Below are 16,919 nucleotides of genomic sequence, written 5' to 3'. Positions count from 1 at the left end.
CCCCGCCCAGCAACGAAAACCCGGACAGCACAAGCTCGTCCAGCATCACCTCGCCGAACTGACGCACGCCACGTGGCGACACCGGGACCCACCCGGTCGATTCGTTGAGACCGGCCACCGCGCGCGGCACGACCATGCCCAGCTCGCGGGCCAGGTCGCGGGTGAGGCCCAGACTGCGCGTCGCCAATGACGTGCCGCTCACCTAAGCCAACTTAAAACCGGTGTATCCGCCGGCCGCGATTTCGTCGCAGCGGCGTCGGTATTCGGGGATTCCGCCGGTATAGCCCATGTACATCCGCTTCTTGCCCGGCACATTGCCGCCGTTGTACCAGGAGTTGCACGACGGGTGGACCAGCACCGTTGCCGCCACGAGCGAGGTGGCGTGGTCGATCCACTCCTGCTGCGCAGTGGGTAGCGCCTCGATGGTGCGAATTCCGTTGGCGCGCAAGTACGCGATGCAATCGCTGATCCAATCCACATGCTGTTCCAACGCGGTGACGAAGTTGGTGGCCGCACTCGGGCTGCCCGGACCCTGGATCGTGAACAGGTTCGGGAAGCCGGCGACCGCCAGCCCAAGATAGGACAACGGCCCTTCGCTGGCCCAGAATTCGCCGAGCGACAGCCCGTCGCGCCCGCGAATGTCGATGCGGCTCAGCGCGCCGGTCATCGCGTCGAACCCGGTGGCGTAGACGATCACGTCGAGATCGTAGGAACCTTGCTCGGTGCGGATGCCGGTCGGAGTCACGTCGCGGATCGGCCCCTTGCGCAGGTCGACGAGCGTCACGTTGTCGCGGTTGAAGGTCTGGTAGTAGCCCTGGTCGATGATCGGTCGCTTGCACGCGAACGGGTGGTCGGGGACCAAGGAGGCCGCCGCTTCGGGATCCTTGACGATCCGCTCGACTGCGTCGCCATACAACTTGGCCGCCATCCGGTTGGCCTCGATGTCGAAGAAGATGTCGCCCCAATTCAGCGCGCCCATTACCCCGCTCTCGTCGATGGCCCGTAATTGGTCTTCTCGTGATGCCGACTTCAATGGCGGCTTACCGAGCATCCCCAGTAGCACTGAGAAGGCACTTAGCCGCGCCGCGCCGACCGGGTGCGCTCGTTGGGCCGCTCGAATCTCGTCGTACCGCGCTTTCATCTCGTCCAGCTCGCCGGGCTCAAACCGCCGCACCTGCCAGGGCAGCGTGTACGCTGGCGAACGCTGAAACACATAGAGCTGCGCGGCTTCTCGGGCCACCACCGGAATGAGCTGAACACCGGTCGAGCCGGTCCCGATGACGCCGACCCGTTTTCCGGCAAGGTCGACGCTCTTGTGCGGCCAGCGGCTGGTGAACAATGACGTCCCGGCGAAGGTGGCCATCCCGGGGATGTCGGGTTCCAGCGGCGCCGACAAGATGCCGGTGGCGGCAACGACGAACGGGGCTCGGAAAGTTTCGCCGGCTTCGGTTCGCACCACCCACGCCGCGGCCTCGTCGTCAAAGTCCATTGCGACGACCTTGGTGTCGAACTGGATGTCGCGGCGAAGATCGAGCCGGTCGGCAACGAAGTTCAGATAGGCCTCGATCTCGGGCTGGGCCGGCATCGTCTCCGTCCACACCCATTCCTGCTGGATCTCGTCGGAGAAGCTGTAGGAGTATTCGATGCTTTCGATGTCACAACGAGCGCCGGGGTAACGGTTGTACAGCCAGGTGCCGCCGACGTTTTCGGCCATTTCCAGCACGCGGGTCCGAATCCCTTGCTGCCGCAGCCGATGCAGCGTGTACAGGCCGGAGAAGCCCGCGCCGATGACCAGGGCGTCGAACGACGCGTCGACTTTAGTCGGCATCGCTACCGGTGATCTTGAGGATGGTTCGGGTCAGGTGCAGGGATTTGATCCGCCAGGTATCGTCCTGCTTCTCGTAGGTCTCGCGGTAGTGACCGGCCCCGTGCAACTCCTGGCCGCCGCCGAAGATGACCCAGTCTTCCATCGCCCAAATGCCGGTTGCGGTGGTGGGTGAGGTGAGGGTGATCTCCGGGGTGTGGCAATGGTGCATGGTCGCCGCGTTCTCCAAGCTGGCCATCACCGTTGGCACGAAGTTGTCGACGCCCTGCACCGGCGGCGCCGTCATCGGATCGGCCCCGCCGGTGGAAACCGCCATGTCCAGCTTGACCACTACATCGGTGGTGAACACGCTGCGCCTGGCCTCGACGTCCTTGGCGTCGAGAAAGCGACAGTAACGCGCCTTCAACTGCCGAATCGCTTCGAGATCGTCAGCCACCCTGTTACGCCTCCTCGACCTGAAATCTATACTGTAACGAATTTAGTATCAGTGGACTACAGGAGGCACCGGCGTGAAGGTACCGTTCACCTGGAAAGTCACCGGATGGTTCATGGTTGGGTGGTCTCCGGAGTTTCCCGTGGGCGAAGTCCGCCCGCTGCACTATTTCGGCGAGGATCTGGTGGCCTACCGCGACGAGTCGGGTGAGCTGCATGTGCTGGAGGCACACTGTAAACACCTCGGCGCCCACATCGGCCACGGCGGCAAGGTGGTCGGCGACTGCGTGCAGTGCCCGTTCCACGGGTGGCGCTGGGGCCCGGATGGCACCAATCGATACATCCCCTATCAGCCGGATCGCCCCAACCGTGCGCTACGGCTGCGGGTGTTTCCGGTCCGGGAGCAATACGACTGCGTGTTCATCTGGCATCAGCCCGACGGCAAAGAGCCGCAGTGGGAGATGCCAGACATTTTTCGCAAGTTCCCGCAATTCGAGACCGATCCGGCGGCCTATTACCGCGCCTATCCGGAGTTCTCTCGGCGTGCGGAGCGCGAACCGGTGCATCCGCAGATCGTGGCGGAAAACGCCCCTGACAGTGCCCATTTCGAGTACGTGCACCACGCCACGGTCACACCCAGAGTGCTGGACTGGAAGATCGTGGACCACGAGTGGCAATTCATTGCGGGCTGGCCCGACGCGAGCAGCGACAATCCCGACGATCTCGCGCTACGGTTCCACAGCCATTTGTTCGGTCTCGGCGGCGCGATCAGCGTCTTCGAGGGCGCGCAGAATCATCGGCTGATTTTCACCTGCACGCCGGTCGATGACGAGTGCTCCGACCTGTTCTACTCGATCTGGTGGCCTCGACGTCCCGGCGACACCTCCGATGTGCCGGAAGGCAAGCTGCGCGAGATCATCGAAAAGCAGTTCCTGTCCACCGTGTTCGACGATCTGCAAATCTGGCGCTACCAGAAGTACGTGGAACACCCAGCACTCTGCAAGGTCGACGCCAAAGGGTATATGGCACTGCGGAAATGGGCGACTCAGTTCTACGAAGTGCCCGCATGACCGCCGGCGACAATGCAGAGCGAAGCGATGAGGTGGGGGCACGCCCCCTCGCCGCTGCGCGGCTGGGGGTACCCCCACCCGCTTGCGGGGGAGAGCGGCGCGCATGACCCCACTGGCGGCACTCGCGGCGCCCGCGCACACTGCGATCGTCGCGCAGGAGTGCCAGGGCGCGGTCATCGGCCCGAACGCGGGGCTGGCGGTGCTCGCGAAAGAAGCACGCCGGGTTGCGCTACCCAACATCACCCGGTTGTTGCCGACGGCTCGAACAGCAGGCGTGCGCATCGTGCATTGCTTGGTGCAGCGACGACCCGATGGGCTCGGCTCCAACCACAATGCCAAGATTTTCGCCGTCGGGCACCGCGGCGTCGACATCACTCCCGGTACGCCTGGAGCCGCCGTGTTGCCCGAGTTAGGTCCTGAGCCAACGGATCTGGTCCTGAGCCGTTGGCACGGTGTTGGGCCGATGGGCGGCACCGACCTGGACGCGGTGCTTCGGAACCTCGACGTGTCCACCATCGTCGTGGTCGGCGTTTCGCTGAACATCGCGATCCCCAACCTGGTCATGGACGCGGTCAACGCTGCCTATCGCGTCATCGTGCCGCGCGATGCCGTCGCCGGTATACCCGCCGAGTACGGCGCCGCGGTCATCGACAACACGCTGTCCCTGCTCGCGACGATCACCACGACCGAGGAGCTGCTACAGGTATGGACTCCGCAATGACGGACACAGCACCCGAAATCCGAGGCGGATTTCCAGAGCTCAAACCGGTCGACGCACCCCCTGAGCTGAGCCGGTTCATAGCGGCAATGCTCCGCCTGCAAGACCTCACGGTTTCGACCAAGCCGGAGAGCCCTACCTGGACTACCGCGGCCGAGCACGTGGAAAGCGCGTGCGCGTTGCTGGAAGTCCATCAGGTGCCGGAAGGCCGAGCGCCGGCCGGCCGAGACATCGAACTGCCCGGGCTGGGCCATCCCCTGCTGCCACCGTGGACTATCTCCGACTCCGGACCCGACGGGGTCACGATGGAAGGACACTTCACCCGCTCACACGTGGGCGGTAACAATGCCGTGCACGGCGGCATGATCCCGCTGCTGTATGACTGGCACTTCGGGATGATCGTTTCCACGGCCGGGCTTTCCCCCAGCCGCACGGCCTACCTGCACGTCGACTACCGCAGCATCACGCCGATCGACGAGCCGTTGACCGCCCATGGCCGCATCACCGAGATCGACGGCAGGAAGGTATTCGTCACCGCTACCATGACAGCGGCCGACGGCACGCTACTCAGCGAAGCCAACGGCCTGATGGTTCGTTTACTTCCGCACCAGCTTTGAGAGGCCTGATGTCAGCTAGCGCAACGCAATTCACAGTGCCCGCCGTCGCCGGAGCCGTCGCGGCCACGATCGGCGACCGTGAGTTGATCATCCAGGGCGAACGACGCTATACCTACGCGGAGATCATTGCGCGGTCGAATCGCCTTGCCGGATATCTACACTCGCGGGGGCTGGGCTGCCACACCGAGCGGTCAGCGCTTGCCGGTCACGAGGTGGGGCAGGATCTTCTCGGCTTATACGCCTACAACGGAAACGAATTCGTCGAGGCGTTGCTCGGTACGTTTGCGGCGCGCGTCGCCCCGTTCAACGTCAACTTCCGCTATGTCCAGAGCGAATTGCATTATTTGCTCGCGGATTCGGGTGCGACCGCGCTGATCTACCACGCCGCGTTCGCGCCGCGACTAGGCGAAATTTTGCCGGACCTTCCACAGTTGCGAGTTCTCATTCAGATCGCCGACGACTCGGGTAACGCGTTGCTCGACGGCGCGGTGGATTACGAGAGCATCATCGAATCGAGTTCGCCTACATCGCCGGTAGGGCACTCGCCCGACGATCTATACGTCCTCTACACCGGTGGCACAACCGGAATGCCCAAAGGTGTGCTGTGGCGTCAGCACGACATCTTCATGACGTCGTTCGGCGGGCGAAATATCATGACCGGCGAGCCCTTTGGCTCCGTCGACGAGATCGTTGCAGCGGTAGCCGTGGCGTCCGAGGCTCCCCCCAACAAGTTAATGATTCTGCCGCCACTGATCCACGGCGCGGCCCAGTGGAGCGTGATGACGGCAATCACGACCGGTCAGACCGTCGTCTTCCCTTCGGTCGTCGATCATTTGGACGCCGAAGACGTTGTCCGCACGATCGAGCGGGAGAAAGTGATGACCGTGACGGTGGTCGGCGACGCGATGGCAAGGCCGCTGGTCGCCGCGATCGAGAAGGGCATCGCGGATGTGTCGTCGTTGGTCGTGGTGGCCAATGGCGGGGCGCTGCTGACTCCGTTCGTCAAGCAACGCTTGATCGAGGTTCTGCCCAAGGCCGTTGTCGTGGATGGCGTCGGATCGTCGGAGACCGGTGCGCAGATGCACCACCTGTCGATGTCAGGAGCGGTGTCGACGGGCACCTTCAAGGCCGGGCCGGACACCTTCGTGGCCGCCGAAGACCACAGCTCGATCCTTCAACCGGGTCACGATGGTATGGGCTGGCTCGCGCAGCGAGGCTACGTGCCGCTCGGCTACAAGGGCGACGCAACCAAGACCGCCGCGACGTTCCCGGTGATTGACGGCGTGCGCTACGCGGTTCCGGGTGACCGGGCACGCCACCGCGCCGACGGCGTTGTCGAATTGCTGGGCCGCGACTCGGTCACGGTCAACTCCGGCGGCGAAAAGATCTTCGTCGAGGAAGTCGAAACCGCGATCGCGTCGCATCCCGCGGTGGCCGACGTGGTCGTCACCGGACGGCCCAGCGAGCGGTGGGGCCAAGAGGTCGTTGCCGTCGTCTCGCTTGCCGATGACGCACGCGCCGATGCCGGCGAGCTAACCGAACATGCCGCGAAAACCCTGGCCCGCTATAAACTTCCGAAGGCGATCGTGTTCCGTACAACCATCGTGCGCAGCCCGTCAGGCAAGGCCGACTATCGTTGGGCGCGCGAGCAGGCGGTCAACAGCTGAGAATCTAATCAAGCCGCTGTTCATCCGCTGGGAGGAGACATAGCCATGGGTGATGAAAAGGTGAAGGTCGCGCTGGAGCGCCACTGGGCGGCCTCTGATGCCAACGACTTTGCGACGGAGCACCAAATCTACCGAGCCGATGCGGTTCTGGAGTATCCGCAGTCGGGCGAGCGCATCCGCGGTCGAGCCAACATTGAGGCCTCGCGCACCGCTCAGCCGAACACGAAACGCTTCACCGTGCGACGCATGCTTGGCGGCGGAGATCTTTGGATCAGCGAACTCGTCATGACGTATGACGAGCAACCGTATTACGTCGTCAGCATCATGGAATTCGAGGGTGCAGAGGTGGTCCGCGAGACGCAGTACTTCAGCGATCCGTTCGAGCCCGGGCCATCCCGGGCCCAGTGGGTCGAACGAATCGAATGAGCGCTGCGGCGTCGGTCAGCTCCTGGCCGCTTCGTGCTCCGGTCGTGTGTAGTAGCAAAACCGGTACGCCCTCAAACGGTCCGCCAAGGCGCCCGTGATTGCTGCGGAACTCTTCGATGTTGCGGCGGTTGAATTCGTTGACCTCTGTCATGACGCTGTCTTGCCTTCTCACTTTACATGATTTATCATGTAATGCCACAGTAAAGTAGATTCACATCAAGTGTCAATCAGGTGTCGTGCCGATCGGGTCCGACAGCGGGTCGAAACCACCACCATTGACGCGGCGGCGCCGGCTCTGACTGAATCCCCTACCCGGCCTCCGTCAGCGTCGTCACCAGTTCGCCGGCAGGTGTTCAAGTCGCCAGTGTCGGTAACGGGGCGATGTGGCCACGTCGTACAGTGTCCAGAGCGGCTGCACTGTGTCGTAGTGCTCTGGGTCCTCCCCCGAATCATCCTTTTCAAATGCCGCGAAAACGAGTTCGCCTGCCCAGTGCAGTCGTATCGAGCCGTCGGGCCAGCGCTTGAAAATGGTCAGCAGCGGTAAAGGCTGGCCGTCAGCACCGTCGTTCCCGTAGTCACGGCGGAAATTGCAGTTCGCCCCCGACAGCACGCCGATGTGTCGCCACCCCCTGTCCTGTGCGAACGCCGCTACCTGCTCGATCGGGGCCTTTGCAACGATCGCCAAATTGCCACCCAAACCGTCGAGCTGGGCGATCACGCTGTCCCACATGTCGATCAGCGGGGTGCACGATGGGCACGGTCCCTCGTCTATGGGCAGTTCCGAGCCGATACCGCTAGTCGGTCTGGGCCGATCATCCCCGCAGAGACGCGGGAACATGTAGTGGTAGAGCATCAGTGTGTCGCTATCGCCGAATAGCTCGGACATACGCACCGTCGTGGCGGCGCCGTCGTCACCCATTCGGTCGAACACATAGTCTTCGGGGACCTCGCCGCCAGGCGGTAGTGATCTCCGCTGCGCCGCGACGGCCTCCATTTCCCGCTGGAGATCGACCTCCCGTTGAAACAGCGCATCACGCGCTTCGCGATACTCCCGCGACTCATTCGGAAAAGCTATCGTGTGCTCTGCGAAGTCGCTCATGGTCGCAACACCCACTTGCCGCAGGTGTGTCGCTGTTCGACCTCCCGGAATGCGTCCCGCACATCACTGAGGGCGAAGACTCCGGTGATTGGCACTTCGGGTTCGCCCCGTGCGACGAGGTCGAACTGCACTGCTTTAGGCATGAACGCCACGATAGTAGCTTTACATGACGTGTCAATCACTCGAATGCTCGGAGCGATCGGCTGTGTCCCGGCAGTAGTTCGGGTGTCGCGCTAAAGGGCGAAGCGTGACACTTTTCCTGTGCCCCGTGCCCTGTGCACGCCGCCGGCGTGTCGGATCGTAACTACCAACCCGCCTTCGGTTGGGATACGCCACGCCGACCGCCCGGGTTTAGGCTCAAGGAGTCGGAAGGAAAGGTGCGCGATGCTCGCAGCGTTCGGATTCGAAGCCCTGGGTGTAGTCGTCGGGGACATGTATTTCGTCGACCCGACCCCGCTCGCCGGTCAGGAAACCCCGGAACGCGGAGTCAGACTGGAGCTACGCCTCATCGACCGGGCCGAGCCCCAGGGGTCGATCTACGCCGGCATCCCGATCGCCTTCACGCGCCCGGTGTGGCGGGTGGACCTATTCGGGTCCACCGAGAGCCCGCCCGGGACGCTGGACCGCGCCCATCATCACCCCCGTTTCAACGGTTGGGAACCCGCACGCCGGCACTTCGTCCCCGAGCTGTCAGCCGACCCGGTGTCCTGGCTGGCCGATCAGTTGGCCGACCCGGCCGCCGTGCTGGCCCGGGCAGGCGTCGATGCCGATGAGTTCACCAAAGCCGATGAGACCGGACTCGCCGCGGCAGCCCCCGAGATCGTCGCCACAGTGAAACGGATGCTCGACGGCGTGCGGGACGGCGACTTGGCCCCAGCTCCCGCCGGGCCGGTTGCGGCCGCCCGCACCGGCTGGCTCTGATTTTGACCTGGTCAGATTCTTCGAATCCGGACCTGGCGAGGCCGTCGAGACCGCCTAGCCCAGACGCTCGATGCTGGTGGCATTGGCCATCCCGCCGTCCTTCGGGGTGAGGCCACCACTGTCGTGGCGACGGGAAGATCTGCGACTGCGTCGCGAGTTCATATGGTCGAGGACAAATCCCGACAGGAAAGAGAGGCACCCCGATGACCGCAGATTTGCCTGACCGGGCGCTGGAACTGCGTTCGCTGGTGACGTCGCATGGCACGCTCGAGCTCTCGCTGCACGACGTCCCGGTTCCATCGCCCGCCGGTAATGAGGTGCTGGTCCGCGTGGAGGCCTCGCCGATCAACCCGTCAGACCTGGGCGTTCTCATCGCCGGCGCCGACATGTCTACCGCCACGATAGCGGGCACGCCGGAGCGCCCAGTCGTCACCGCAACGTTGAAAGAAGCGGCACTGGAGGGGCTTTCGGCGCGAGTCGATAAGCCGCTTCCGGTGGGTAATGAAGGCGCGGGCACCGTCGTGGCTGCCGGGTCCTCCCCAGCGGCCCAGGCCCTTGTCGGCAAGTCGGTAGGGATCGCTGGCAGCGGAATGTACACGCAGTACCGAGCGGTTGATGCTTACGCGTGTCTTGTGCTGCCCGAGGGGACAACGCCGAAGGATGGGGCGTCCTCCTTCGTCAATCCTCTGACTGCCCTCGGAATGCTGGAAACCATGAGGCGCGAGGGTCATTCAGCCCTCGTCCATACGGCTGCGGCGTCGAATCTCGGCCAGATGCTCGTCAAGCTCTCCATCAAAGACGGGGTGCCGCTTGTCAACATCGTCCGCAAGCCCGACCAAGAGGACCTGCTGCGGTCGCTCGGCGCCGTCCATGTCTGCAACTCGGCCTCGCCGACGTTCTCAAGCGACCTCGTCGAGGCTCTCAAAGCAACCTCCGCGACGATTGCGTTCGATGCCACGGGTGGGGGCACGCTCGCGAGTCAAATCCTCAGCGGCATGGAGCAAGCAGCCAACGCGACCGCAAAGGAGTACTCACGCTACGGATCGACCGTGCACAAGCAGGTGTACATCTACGGCGGACTGGACACCCGTCCGACCACGCTCACGAGAGACTTCGGCATGGCGTGGGGTGTTGGAGGTTGGCTACTGACCCCGTTCCTTCAAAGCATCGGGGCCGAAGCCTTTGGGAGACTCCGGACCCGTGTGGCCGCGGAACTCACCACGACGTTCGCAAGCACCTACACCCGGGAAGTTTCACTCGCCGGCATGCTCAGGCCGGACGCGTTCCATGCCTATGTCAAGCGAGCGACCGGGGAGAAGTTCCTGGTAACTCCCAACGCACACTCGTAACTGCGAGAGCGGCGCTCGAATCAGCCGCCGGATAGATGCGCTTTCGTCGCGCGTGTTAGGTCGTCGGCGAGGATCTCGGGCTCGCCGGCCAGCAAGCCGTCCAGCGCAAGTCTGGCGACGACCGCGGGATCGATCTTCTGATCTGCAGGCGCGAAGGCGGCCATGTCGGTGTCCATGTAGCCGACATGTACGGCGGTGACGCTGATGCCGCGAGGCGCCAGTTCCTGCCTGATTGCATCGGTCATCGCCCACGCGGCCGCTTTGGCTGCCGAATAGGCACCGGAGGCCGGAGCGTGCAGCCAGGACAACACCGACAGCATGTTGAGGATCGCTCCCCCACCGTTGCCTTCGATGATCGGCGCGAAGGTGCGGATGACATCCAGCGTGCCGAAGTAGTGCGTCTCCATCTCCAGCCGCACGTCGTCGAACGCTCCAGATAACAGTGACGCGCGCGTCGAGGTACCCGCATTGTTGACGAGCACGTTGATGTCGCCGGCCACTTCCGCGGCGCGGCTCACTGAGGCCGGGTCAGTGATGTCCAGTTGGATGGGTTCGACGCAGGACACGTCGATCGTTTCGGGCCGGCGGGCGGCGGCGTAGACCTTAGCTCCCCGCTCGATGAGTTGGGCTGCGAACCGCTTACCTAGCCCCCGGTTGGCGCCGCTGACCAGAGCGATGATCTGGTCGTTGTTCATCGTGGTCTCCTTCGAGTAGTCGAGGGCCTGAGACGTTCCCAACACGCATTGTTTCGTAGTGATCGCGTGGGTGGTTGGTCTTGGCCAGATCGGCCCCGGCGTCGTGCGCCCACACCAGCGTCGGCTTGACGGCACTGCGGTCGCGGGAGCCTAGGTAGGTGTGCTCTTGGTCTGACACGGACGCTACGACGTGGCGGCCGGAAACCAGCGCCCGCCATAGACCGTGCCTATCACCTCGATCTCGTTGAGCCGGCGCGCATCTACCGTGTATGGGTTCTGGCGCAGGATGGTGAAGTTGGCGGCCTTGGCCAGATCCGCTCCGGTGTCATGGGCCCAGGCCAGCGTTGACTTGCCGGTGCGTGGATACGACGGCTCAAATGCCGCAATCCCGGGGTGCGCAGCCAATGCTCACCAGCGCAGTATTTTGCGATAAGCAGGATTGTGGGCGGGCCTCAGAAGGAGTTGCGCATGACCTCGAAGCTTGAACTCGACACTCGCCTTGATCCGCGGATCAAGGCGTACTTCGCGGGCATTGACCTGGGGGCCGCCAAGCCCAACGTCTCGAGCCGGGAGGAACTGTTGGCGCAGGAGAACTGTCCCGCGGCCCTGGCCGCCCTTGACCATGTCAGAGGTATGTTCGACGCCATGGACGACGAGGACATCGCCCCGTCGGACGGGCTGACCGTGCGCACCGAGACCTTCACCTCCTCTCCGGACGGAAACACCATCAACATCCTGTACATCCGGCCGGATCACGAAAAGGCCTTGCCTTGCATCTTTTACATCCACGGCGGCCGCATGGAGATGAGTTCCTGCTACCAGGGCAACTACAAAACCTGGGGCCGCATGATTGCCGCCCACGGCGTCGCGGTGGCCATGATTGATTTCCGCAACTCGGTGCACCCTTCCTCGGCGCCGGAAGTGGCGCCATTTCCCGCCGGCTTGAACGACTGCGTCTCGGGCCTCAAGTGGGTCCACGCCAACGCAGACTCCCTCGGCGTCGATCGGGAGCGCATCGTCATCGTCGGCGAAAGCGGCGGCGGCAACCTGACTCTCGCCACCGGCATGAAGTTGAAACAGGACGGTGAACTCGGCCTCATCCAAGGCCTCTATGCCATGTGCCCGTACATCGCCGGCGCGTGGCCGCTGCCGCAGAACCCGTCCTCCAGCGAGAACGAGGGAATACTGATTTCCGTGCAGGACAACCGCAGCGTCGTCGCCTATGGCATCGAAGCCTTCAAGGCCCGCAACCCGCTCGCCTGGCCCGGCATGGCCACGCGCGAGGATGTCCGGGGCTTGCCACCGGTGGTGATCAGCGTCAACGAGTGTGATCCCTTGCGCGACGAGGGCATTGGCTTCTACCGGCTGCTGCTGAGGAGCGGCGTGCCGCCAAGTCATGGGCACCGTCCACGGGACCGAGATCATGCCCGTCATCTGTCCCGACATCAGCCGCGACACCGCCAGCGACATCGCCAACTTCGCGAGGTCTACATCATGACGACAGCTTCTTTGCAGATGGCTTCTCCGGAGTCAGTCGGCTTCTCTCCCGAGCGCCTGGACCGTCTCGACGACGCGATGCAGGTGGAGATCGATGCCGGGCACTATGCCGGGATCAGCCTGATGGTCGCCCGCCATGGCAAGCTCGTAAAGTTCCGGCGCTTCGGCTATCAGACGCTCGAAAGTCGTGAACCACTAAGGGAAGACGCCATTTTCCGCATCGCCTCGATGACCAAACCGATCATCGGCGCCGCGATGATGACCCTCTACGAAGAGGGCAAGTGGCAGCTCGACGATCCCGTCACCAAATTCATTCCCGAGTTCGCCGATCTGCAGGTGTTGAAGGATGACGAGCTGGTCCCGCTCGATCGTCCGATGACCATGCGTCACCTGATGGCTTCCTCCGCCGGCTTCGCCTTCGGCGCGCCAGTGGGCAGCACCAATCCGAAGCTGGATGAGGTGTACGCCGCTGCTGGCCTATTCAGCGGCACCAACGAGGACATGGTCGCCAAGATGGCGAAACTGCCTCTGGAAGCACAGCCCGGCACCCTGTTCCGGTACGGCCTCCAGCAGGAGTTTCAGGGCGTGATCATCCAGCGGATATCCGGTGAGACGCTGGACACCTTCCTCGAACGCCGAATCTTCGGGCCGCTGGGCATGGAAGACACCAGCTTTGGCGTCGCGCCGGAAGACCGCGGCCGCATCGCACCCCGATACACCCTGGACCAGAACCTCACGCTGCGCCTGGCCGCGGACCAATCGCCATTTCCGGTCCTGGCTGGCGTCCCCGCGGGGGAGAAGCCGCGATACCTGCTCTCGATCGCCGGGCTGTATGCAACGGCGCAGGACTACGTGCGTTTCGCGCAGATGCTGGCCAATGGTGGGATGCTCGACGACGCCCGGATTTTGGCGCCGACATCGGTCAAGCTGATGACGAGCAACCTGCTGCCGGAGGGTGTTCCGATGCGTTTTGATCAGCCGTTCGCGGGCATCGGCTATGGCATGGGGGTGGGCATCGTGCTCGATCCTGCACGGGCCGATTTCAACGGCGGCGCCATCGGTCCGGGTAGCTATTACTGGGGCGGCGTGCACGGCACCTGGTTCTGGGTCGATCCAGCCTACGACGTCATCGTCATCGGCATGATCCAGCAGGTAGACGCAGGTAACCCGATGACCGGGCGGCCCTACCCGGTGCCCGATATCCGTGCGATATCGCGGTCCATCACGTATGGAGCGCTGCTCGACCCCGCGAGCTAATGCGGAATTCGACAAGAAGACCCCCGGACCCATCAGGGGCCGGAGGCTTCTATTTTTCTCATCCTGGATGCCGGAGCCGCCTAGCTCAGCCGCTCGATGATGGTGGCGTTGGCCATCCCGCCGCCCTCGCACATCGTCTGCAGCCCGTACCGACCGCCGCATTGCTCCAGGGCATTGACCAGTGTGGTCATGATGCGGGCACCGCTGGCGCCCAGTGGGCGCCGCCGTTGACGTTGGTCTTGGCCAGATCCGCTCCGGTGTGATGGGCCCAGGCCAGCGTCGGATCCATGGCGCAACTTGCTAACCTCGCCGCGGAGGTCTGATTCTCGCTGAGGCGCTAGTAATGGGAAAGGTGTTGTGCGTCTTTCCAAACTCCGTCGGGGGGCATGTCGAGACGACCGGTGAGTGGTCGGCGCCATTCGGGCGTGGTGGTGGGTTCGCCCCAGTAGTCGGTGACTTTGGTGGCCTCGCCGTTGTGGAGTTCGGCGATGCTGACGTTCCGGTAGAGGCGTCCATCGCCGTAATTGCACGTCCATTCGACGACGACGATGTCCTCGAGGTGAAGTCGCCGACCGACTTCTAGGGTGAGCTCGGGGAAGTTGCCTTCGACTTGAGCGATGAGGTCGCGGCCAGACACGACTTCTGCCATTTGGGGCCATTGGCGTTGGCAATCCGGCGCCAGGGGCACCCCGAGGATGTAGGCCAAGCGGGTTTGGCCGTTGGACGGTGTTGAGGGCTCGGTCATGGTTAGGGATTCTTCCGTGCCGGCTCTTTGTCGGTGGGATTTTCCGAGCCCACCCGAAAGCCTCAGCTCGACACACCAATTTGGGGTGTCCGTGCCAGCGCGATCCGTCGGATCGCCGAGACGGCGATAGACCCCGCGCCTTGAATCGGACAGGCGCGGGGTCTGCCGTTACAGCTAGCCCAATCGCTCGATGATGGTGGCGCTGGCCATGCCGCCGCCCTCGCACATCGTCTGCAGCCCGTACCGACCGCCCCGCTGTTCAAGCGCATTCACAAGTGTGGTCATGATGCGGGCACCGCTCGCGCCCAGTGGATGTCCGATCGCGATCGCCCCGCCGTTGACGTTGGTCTTGGCCAGATCCGCTCCGGTGTCATGGGCCCAGGCCAGTGCCAGGTGGTCCGCGACCCGGCTGATAGTTCGATCACTGTCGGCGTGAAGCGATACCGCACGAAGACGGAAACCCATGTCTACCTGTACCTTTCAGACCGGATCGAGCGTCTGATCTATAACTTCCCTGTCCTCATATCCTCACCAATCTTTAGAATCGGGGTCTGGTTCTCCGGTTGAACCCTCTCCCAAAGGCTGCCGTGCCCCAACTCGCGGCCAAACTGATCTTCTCTCCGGAACCACTCCTCGGCACTCCTGATGCGATTCGGGTGAATTTCGTCGAGCAAAGCATAATCCCGTTTGACGATTCCGTATTTCCAAAGATTCCAGAACCCCGTGAAATTGTCGCGCACGCTCATGGTGCTTTTGTCAATTGGGTCGGCGTTGTATCCAGCAGGCGCAGCCGCGCGTGCACTCTGCGGACCGTTGCTCCAGTAAGCCTCTAAATCGGTGTCGATGTATTGCGCTGGATGGCCAGTGACCTTTTCAAACGCCGCAGCAAGATCCGCATAGCCGACGTGATCGATAGCGACTTCGAGGTTCATGCCGTTGGCGCGCTCCGGGTGGTCGAAAAGCCAACGAACATAAAACCCGCAATCCTCAAGAGACACATGCGGAACGGCTCCCCCGCCGAGCGGAACTCGCCAAGTTACGACACCATCCTCGACGGTAGGTGTCATCGGCGTCCGGGGCGAAATCACCATCTCGATGTACGGACCCGTCGTGAAGACCGCAGCTCCCATCCGATCCCTATTCGCCTGGTTCTGAAACAAGATCCACTCGCCCACGCGTCCCTTGCCGTCGTAATGGCCGGTGCGGAACCTAGAGTCATATCCCGATTTCTTCAGTCCGTAGTCGAGGTTTCCATAGACGAAGAATTTAATTCCTTCTTCGATGGCTATCTCGTAGCTGCGGATCGCCCAGTAGGTCTCGGTTTTCTCGCCGGTGTTGAACCCGTCGATGTTGATAAATGCTCCGTCGCAACCGCGGAATCCTTCCCGCAGGATGGCTTCGTCGGCGAATGAGCCTTCCAGGATGGAGACGTTGTCGAGTGCGAGGAGGTCCGTGGCTCGCCGGGAGGCGGGGTCGCGGCTGAGGAATCGAACGGAGTATTTCTTGTCGGCGACTAGCTGGTGTCGTGAGTCATTAATTCGGCGGCAGTAATTGGCGACGGCTTCGAGGATTTGGTCGGCAGTTTTGGTCCATACGTAGGGTCGCGGGTTGTCGTTCCAGGTGTCGATCCAGGCGCGGATGTCTTTGTTGAGTTGGCGTACCGAGGTGTGGGTGCCGCGGCGCAGTTTCTTGGTGGTCAGTTCGGCGAACCAGCGCTCGACCAGGTTCAGCCAGGACGCACTGGTCGGGGTGAAGTGCAGCACGAACCGCGGATGCGCTGTGAGCCAACGCTTTACCGCTGGGGTCTTGTGGGTGGAGGCGTTGTCCAAAACGACGTGGCAGTCCAGATCGGCGGGCACTTCGGCATCGATCTTCTTGAGAAAGGCAAGGAACTCCTGGGCGCGGTGGCGGGCATGCAGCGATCCGATGACCTTGCCGCTGGACAGATCCAGGGCGGCGTACAGGCTCGAAGTGCCGTGTCGGGCGTAGTCGTGGCTGGCCCGCGCCGGCGTGCCGGGCAGCATCGGAAACACCGGCTGGGTCCGGTTGAGCGCCTGGATCTGGGTCTTTTCATCCACGCATAACACCAGCGCTCGCTCCGGCGGATCCATGTACAGCCCGACGATGTCGCGGACCTTGTCGACAAACTGCGGATCCGAGGACAACTTCCACGAATCTTGCTTGTGCGGAGCCAATCCGAACGCCCGCCAGATCCGCGACACCGCCGATTGCGACATCCGCAGCTCGGCAGCCAACGAACGCGTCGACCAGTGCGTGGCATTCTTCGGAGTCGTCTCCAGGGTCGTGGTGATCACCGCCTCGACCTGCTCATCGGCCACCGTACGCGGCCGGCCTGGCCGCAGCTCATCGAGCAGACCGTCGAGTCGGTTGGCCACAAACCGCGTCCGCCACTTGCGCGCGCTGGTGATGTGGATATCGAGCTTGTCAGCGATCGCAGTGTTGCTCAGCCCGTCAGCAGCAGCCAGCACAATCCGCGACCGCATCGCCAACGCATTAGCACTGGTCGACCGCCGCGACCACGCCAACAACTGGGAACGCTCATCGTCGGTCAGATCCACCATAGGCGCGACAGGATTCGGC

General features: G+C 63.2%; 17 protein-coding genes and 4 pseudogenes. 8 read left to right on the top strand and 13 right to left on the bottom strand.

Annotated features, from left to right (window positions below):
- The 3 genes and pseudogenes from ACLQI9_RS02020 to ACLQI9_RS02010 all read right to left on the bottom strand — a co-directional run.
- Positions 1–136: pseudogene (locus ACLQI9_RS02020) on the bottom strand (alpha/beta hydrolase); the annotation flags it as partial.
- Positions 137–202: 66 nt separating this feature from the next.
- Positions 203–1,828, bottom strand: coding sequence for a flavin-containing monooxygenase (locus ACLQI9_RS02015; protein ID WP_442379967.1), 1,626 nt, complete (start codon positions 1,826–1,828; stop codon positions 203–205).
- Positions 1,818–2,261 (bottom strand): nuclear transport factor 2 family protein, encoded by a 444-nt coding sequence (locus ACLQI9_RS02010; RefSeq protein WP_442390875.1) that lies wholly within the window; start codon positions 2,259–2,261, stop codon positions 1,818–1,820. The genes ACLQI9_RS02015 and ACLQI9_RS02010 overlap by 11 nt, the downstream gene beginning before the upstream one ends.
- Positions 2,262–2,334: 73 nt before the next feature.
- On the opposite strand from ACLQI9_RS02010, the gene ACLQI9_RS02005 reads away from it, so the two are divergent.
- From ACLQI9_RS02005 to ACLQI9_RS01985, 5 genes are all read left to right on the top strand, one after another.
- Entirely contained in the window at positions 2,335–3,327 is a 993-nt protein-coding gene (locus ACLQI9_RS02005; protein ID WP_442390873.1) for a Rieske 2Fe-2S domain-containing protein, read from the top strand.
- Positions 3,328–3,430: 103 nt separating this feature from the next.
- A complete protein-coding gene (locus ACLQI9_RS02000) occupies positions 3,431–4,048 on the top strand; it encodes a cysteine hydrolase (protein WP_442382052.1) in 618 nt (205 codons plus the stop codon).
- A complete protein-coding gene (locus tag ACLQI9_RS01995) occupies positions 4,045–4,662 on the top strand; it encodes a PaaI family thioesterase (protein ID WP_442390871.1) in 618 nt (205 codons plus the stop codon). The genes ACLQI9_RS02000 and ACLQI9_RS01995 overlap by 4 nt, the downstream gene beginning before the upstream one ends.
- 8 nt (positions 4,663–4,670) lie before the next feature.
- The gene (locus ACLQI9_RS01990) at positions 4,671–6,329 is read left to right on the top strand and encodes an acyl-CoA synthetase (RefSeq protein ID WP_442382050.1); all 1,659 of its coding nucleotides are present in this window, start codon (positions 4,671–4,673) and stop codon (positions 6,327–6,329) included.
- A gap of 45 nt (positions 6,330–6,374) precedes the next feature.
- Positions 6,375–6,755: a nuclear transport factor 2 family protein gene (locus tag ACLQI9_RS01985; protein WP_442382049.1), complete on the top strand. Its 381-nt coding sequence runs from the start codon at positions 6,375–6,377 to the stop codon at positions 6,753–6,755.
- On the opposite strand, the gene ACLQI9_RS01980 is transcribed toward ACLQI9_RS01985, so the two are convergent.
- The 3 genes from ACLQI9_RS01980 to ACLQI9_RS01970 all read right to left on the bottom strand — a co-directional run bounded on the left by ACLQI9_RS01980 (position 6,697) and on the right by ACLQI9_RS01970 (position 7,997).
- Positions 6,697–6,906, bottom strand: a complete 210-nt coding sequence (locus ACLQI9_RS01980; protein ID WP_442382048.1) for a nitroreductase/quinone reductase family protein — start codon at positions 6,904–6,906, stop codon at positions 6,697–6,699. The two genes, ACLQI9_RS01985 and ACLQI9_RS01980, sit on opposite strands and share 59 nt — an antisense overlap.
- A 180-nt stretch (positions 6,907–7,086) precedes the next feature.
- A complete protein-coding gene (locus ACLQI9_RS01975) occupies positions 7,087–7,854 on the bottom strand; it encodes a DUF899 family protein (protein ID WP_442390869.1) in 768 nt (255 codons plus the stop codon).
- Complete coding sequence (locus ACLQI9_RS01970) at positions 7,851–7,997, bottom strand: zinc-binding dehydrogenase (RefSeq protein ID WP_442382046.1); 147 nt, start codon at positions 7,995–7,997, stop codon at positions 7,851–7,853. The genes ACLQI9_RS01975 and ACLQI9_RS01970 overlap by 4 nt, the downstream gene beginning before the upstream one ends.
- 241 nt (positions 7,998–8,238) lie before the next feature.
- Between ACLQI9_RS01970 and ACLQI9_RS01965 the strand changes: the two genes are divergently transcribed.
- Positions 8,239–8,775 (top strand): hypothetical protein, encoded by a 537-nt coding sequence (locus tag ACLQI9_RS01965; protein ID WP_442382045.1) that lies wholly within the window; start codon positions 8,239–8,241, stop codon positions 8,773–8,775.
- A 203-nt stretch (positions 8,776–8,978) separates the two neighbouring features.
- Positions 8,979–10,124 carry a zinc-binding dehydrogenase gene (locus ACLQI9_RS01960; RefSeq protein ID WP_442382044.1) on the top strand — a complete coding sequence of 382 codons (1,146 nt, stop codon included), beginning with the start codon at positions 8,979–8,981 and terminating at the stop codon, positions 10,122–10,124.
- Between the two features lie 20 nt (positions 10,125–10,144).
- Here ACLQI9_RS01960 and ACLQI9_RS01955 read toward each other — a convergent pair whose 3' ends face one another.
- Complete coding sequence (locus ACLQI9_RS01955) at positions 10,145–10,819, bottom strand: SDR family oxidoreductase (RefSeq protein ID WP_442382043.1); 675 nt, start codon at positions 10,817–10,819, stop codon at positions 10,145–10,147.
- Between the two features lie 183 nt (positions 10,820–11,002).
- Positions 11,003–11,224 (bottom strand): hypothetical protein, encoded by a 222-nt coding sequence (locus ACLQI9_RS01950; RefSeq protein WP_442382042.1) that lies wholly within the window; start codon positions 11,222–11,224, stop codon positions 11,003–11,005.
- Positions 11,225–11,287: 63 nt separating this feature from the next.
- On the opposite strand from ACLQI9_RS01950, the gene ACLQI9_RS01945 reads away from it, so the two are divergent.
- On the top strand, positions 11,288–13,573 hold the full coding sequence (locus tag ACLQI9_RS01945) for a serine hydrolase (protein ID WP_442382041.1): 2,286 nt from the start codon (positions 11,288–11,290) through the stop codon (positions 13,571–13,573).
- 80 nt (positions 13,574–13,653) lie between these two features.
- Here the strand turns inward: ACLQI9_RS01945 and ACLQI9_RS01940 are convergent.
- The 5 genes and pseudogenes from ACLQI9_RS01940 to ACLQI9_RS01920 all read right to left on the bottom strand — a co-directional run.
- Positions 13,654–13,850, bottom strand: a pseudogene (locus tag ACLQI9_RS01940) (steroid 3-ketoacyl-CoA thiolase); the annotation flags it as partial.
- A 60-nt stretch (positions 13,851–13,910) separates the two neighbouring features.
- Positions 13,911–14,318 carry a nuclear transport factor 2 family protein gene (locus ACLQI9_RS01935; RefSeq protein WP_442382040.1) on the bottom strand — a complete coding sequence of 136 codons (408 nt, stop codon included), beginning with the start codon at positions 14,316–14,318 and terminating at the stop codon, positions 13,911–13,913.
- Between the two features lie 174 nt (positions 14,319–14,492).
- Positions 14,493–14,711, bottom strand: a pseudogene (locus tag ACLQI9_RS01930) (steroid 3-ketoacyl-CoA thiolase); the annotation flags it as partial.
- Between the two features lie 110 nt (positions 14,712–14,821).
- On the bottom strand, positions 14,822–15,856 hold the full coding sequence (locus ACLQI9_RS01925) for an NmrA family NAD(P)-binding protein (protein WP_442382053.1): 1,035 nt from the start codon (positions 15,854–15,856) through the stop codon (positions 14,822–14,824).
- A pseudogene (locus ACLQI9_RS01920) lies at positions 15,839–16,900 on the bottom strand (IS630 family transposase); the annotation flags it as partial. The gene ACLQI9_RS01925 and the pseudogene ACLQI9_RS01920, both read right to left, overlap by 18 nt.
- Positions 16,901–16,919: the final 19 nt, after the last annotated feature.

It is taken from the genome of Mycobacterium sp. (genome assembly GCF_052143115.1).
Classification (GTDB): Bacteria; Actinomycetota; Actinomycetes; order Mycobacteriales; family Mycobacteriaceae; genus Mycobacterium.
Note: the sequence above shows the minus strand (reverse complement) of the source record. Positions and strands in the feature narration are given on the sequence as shown.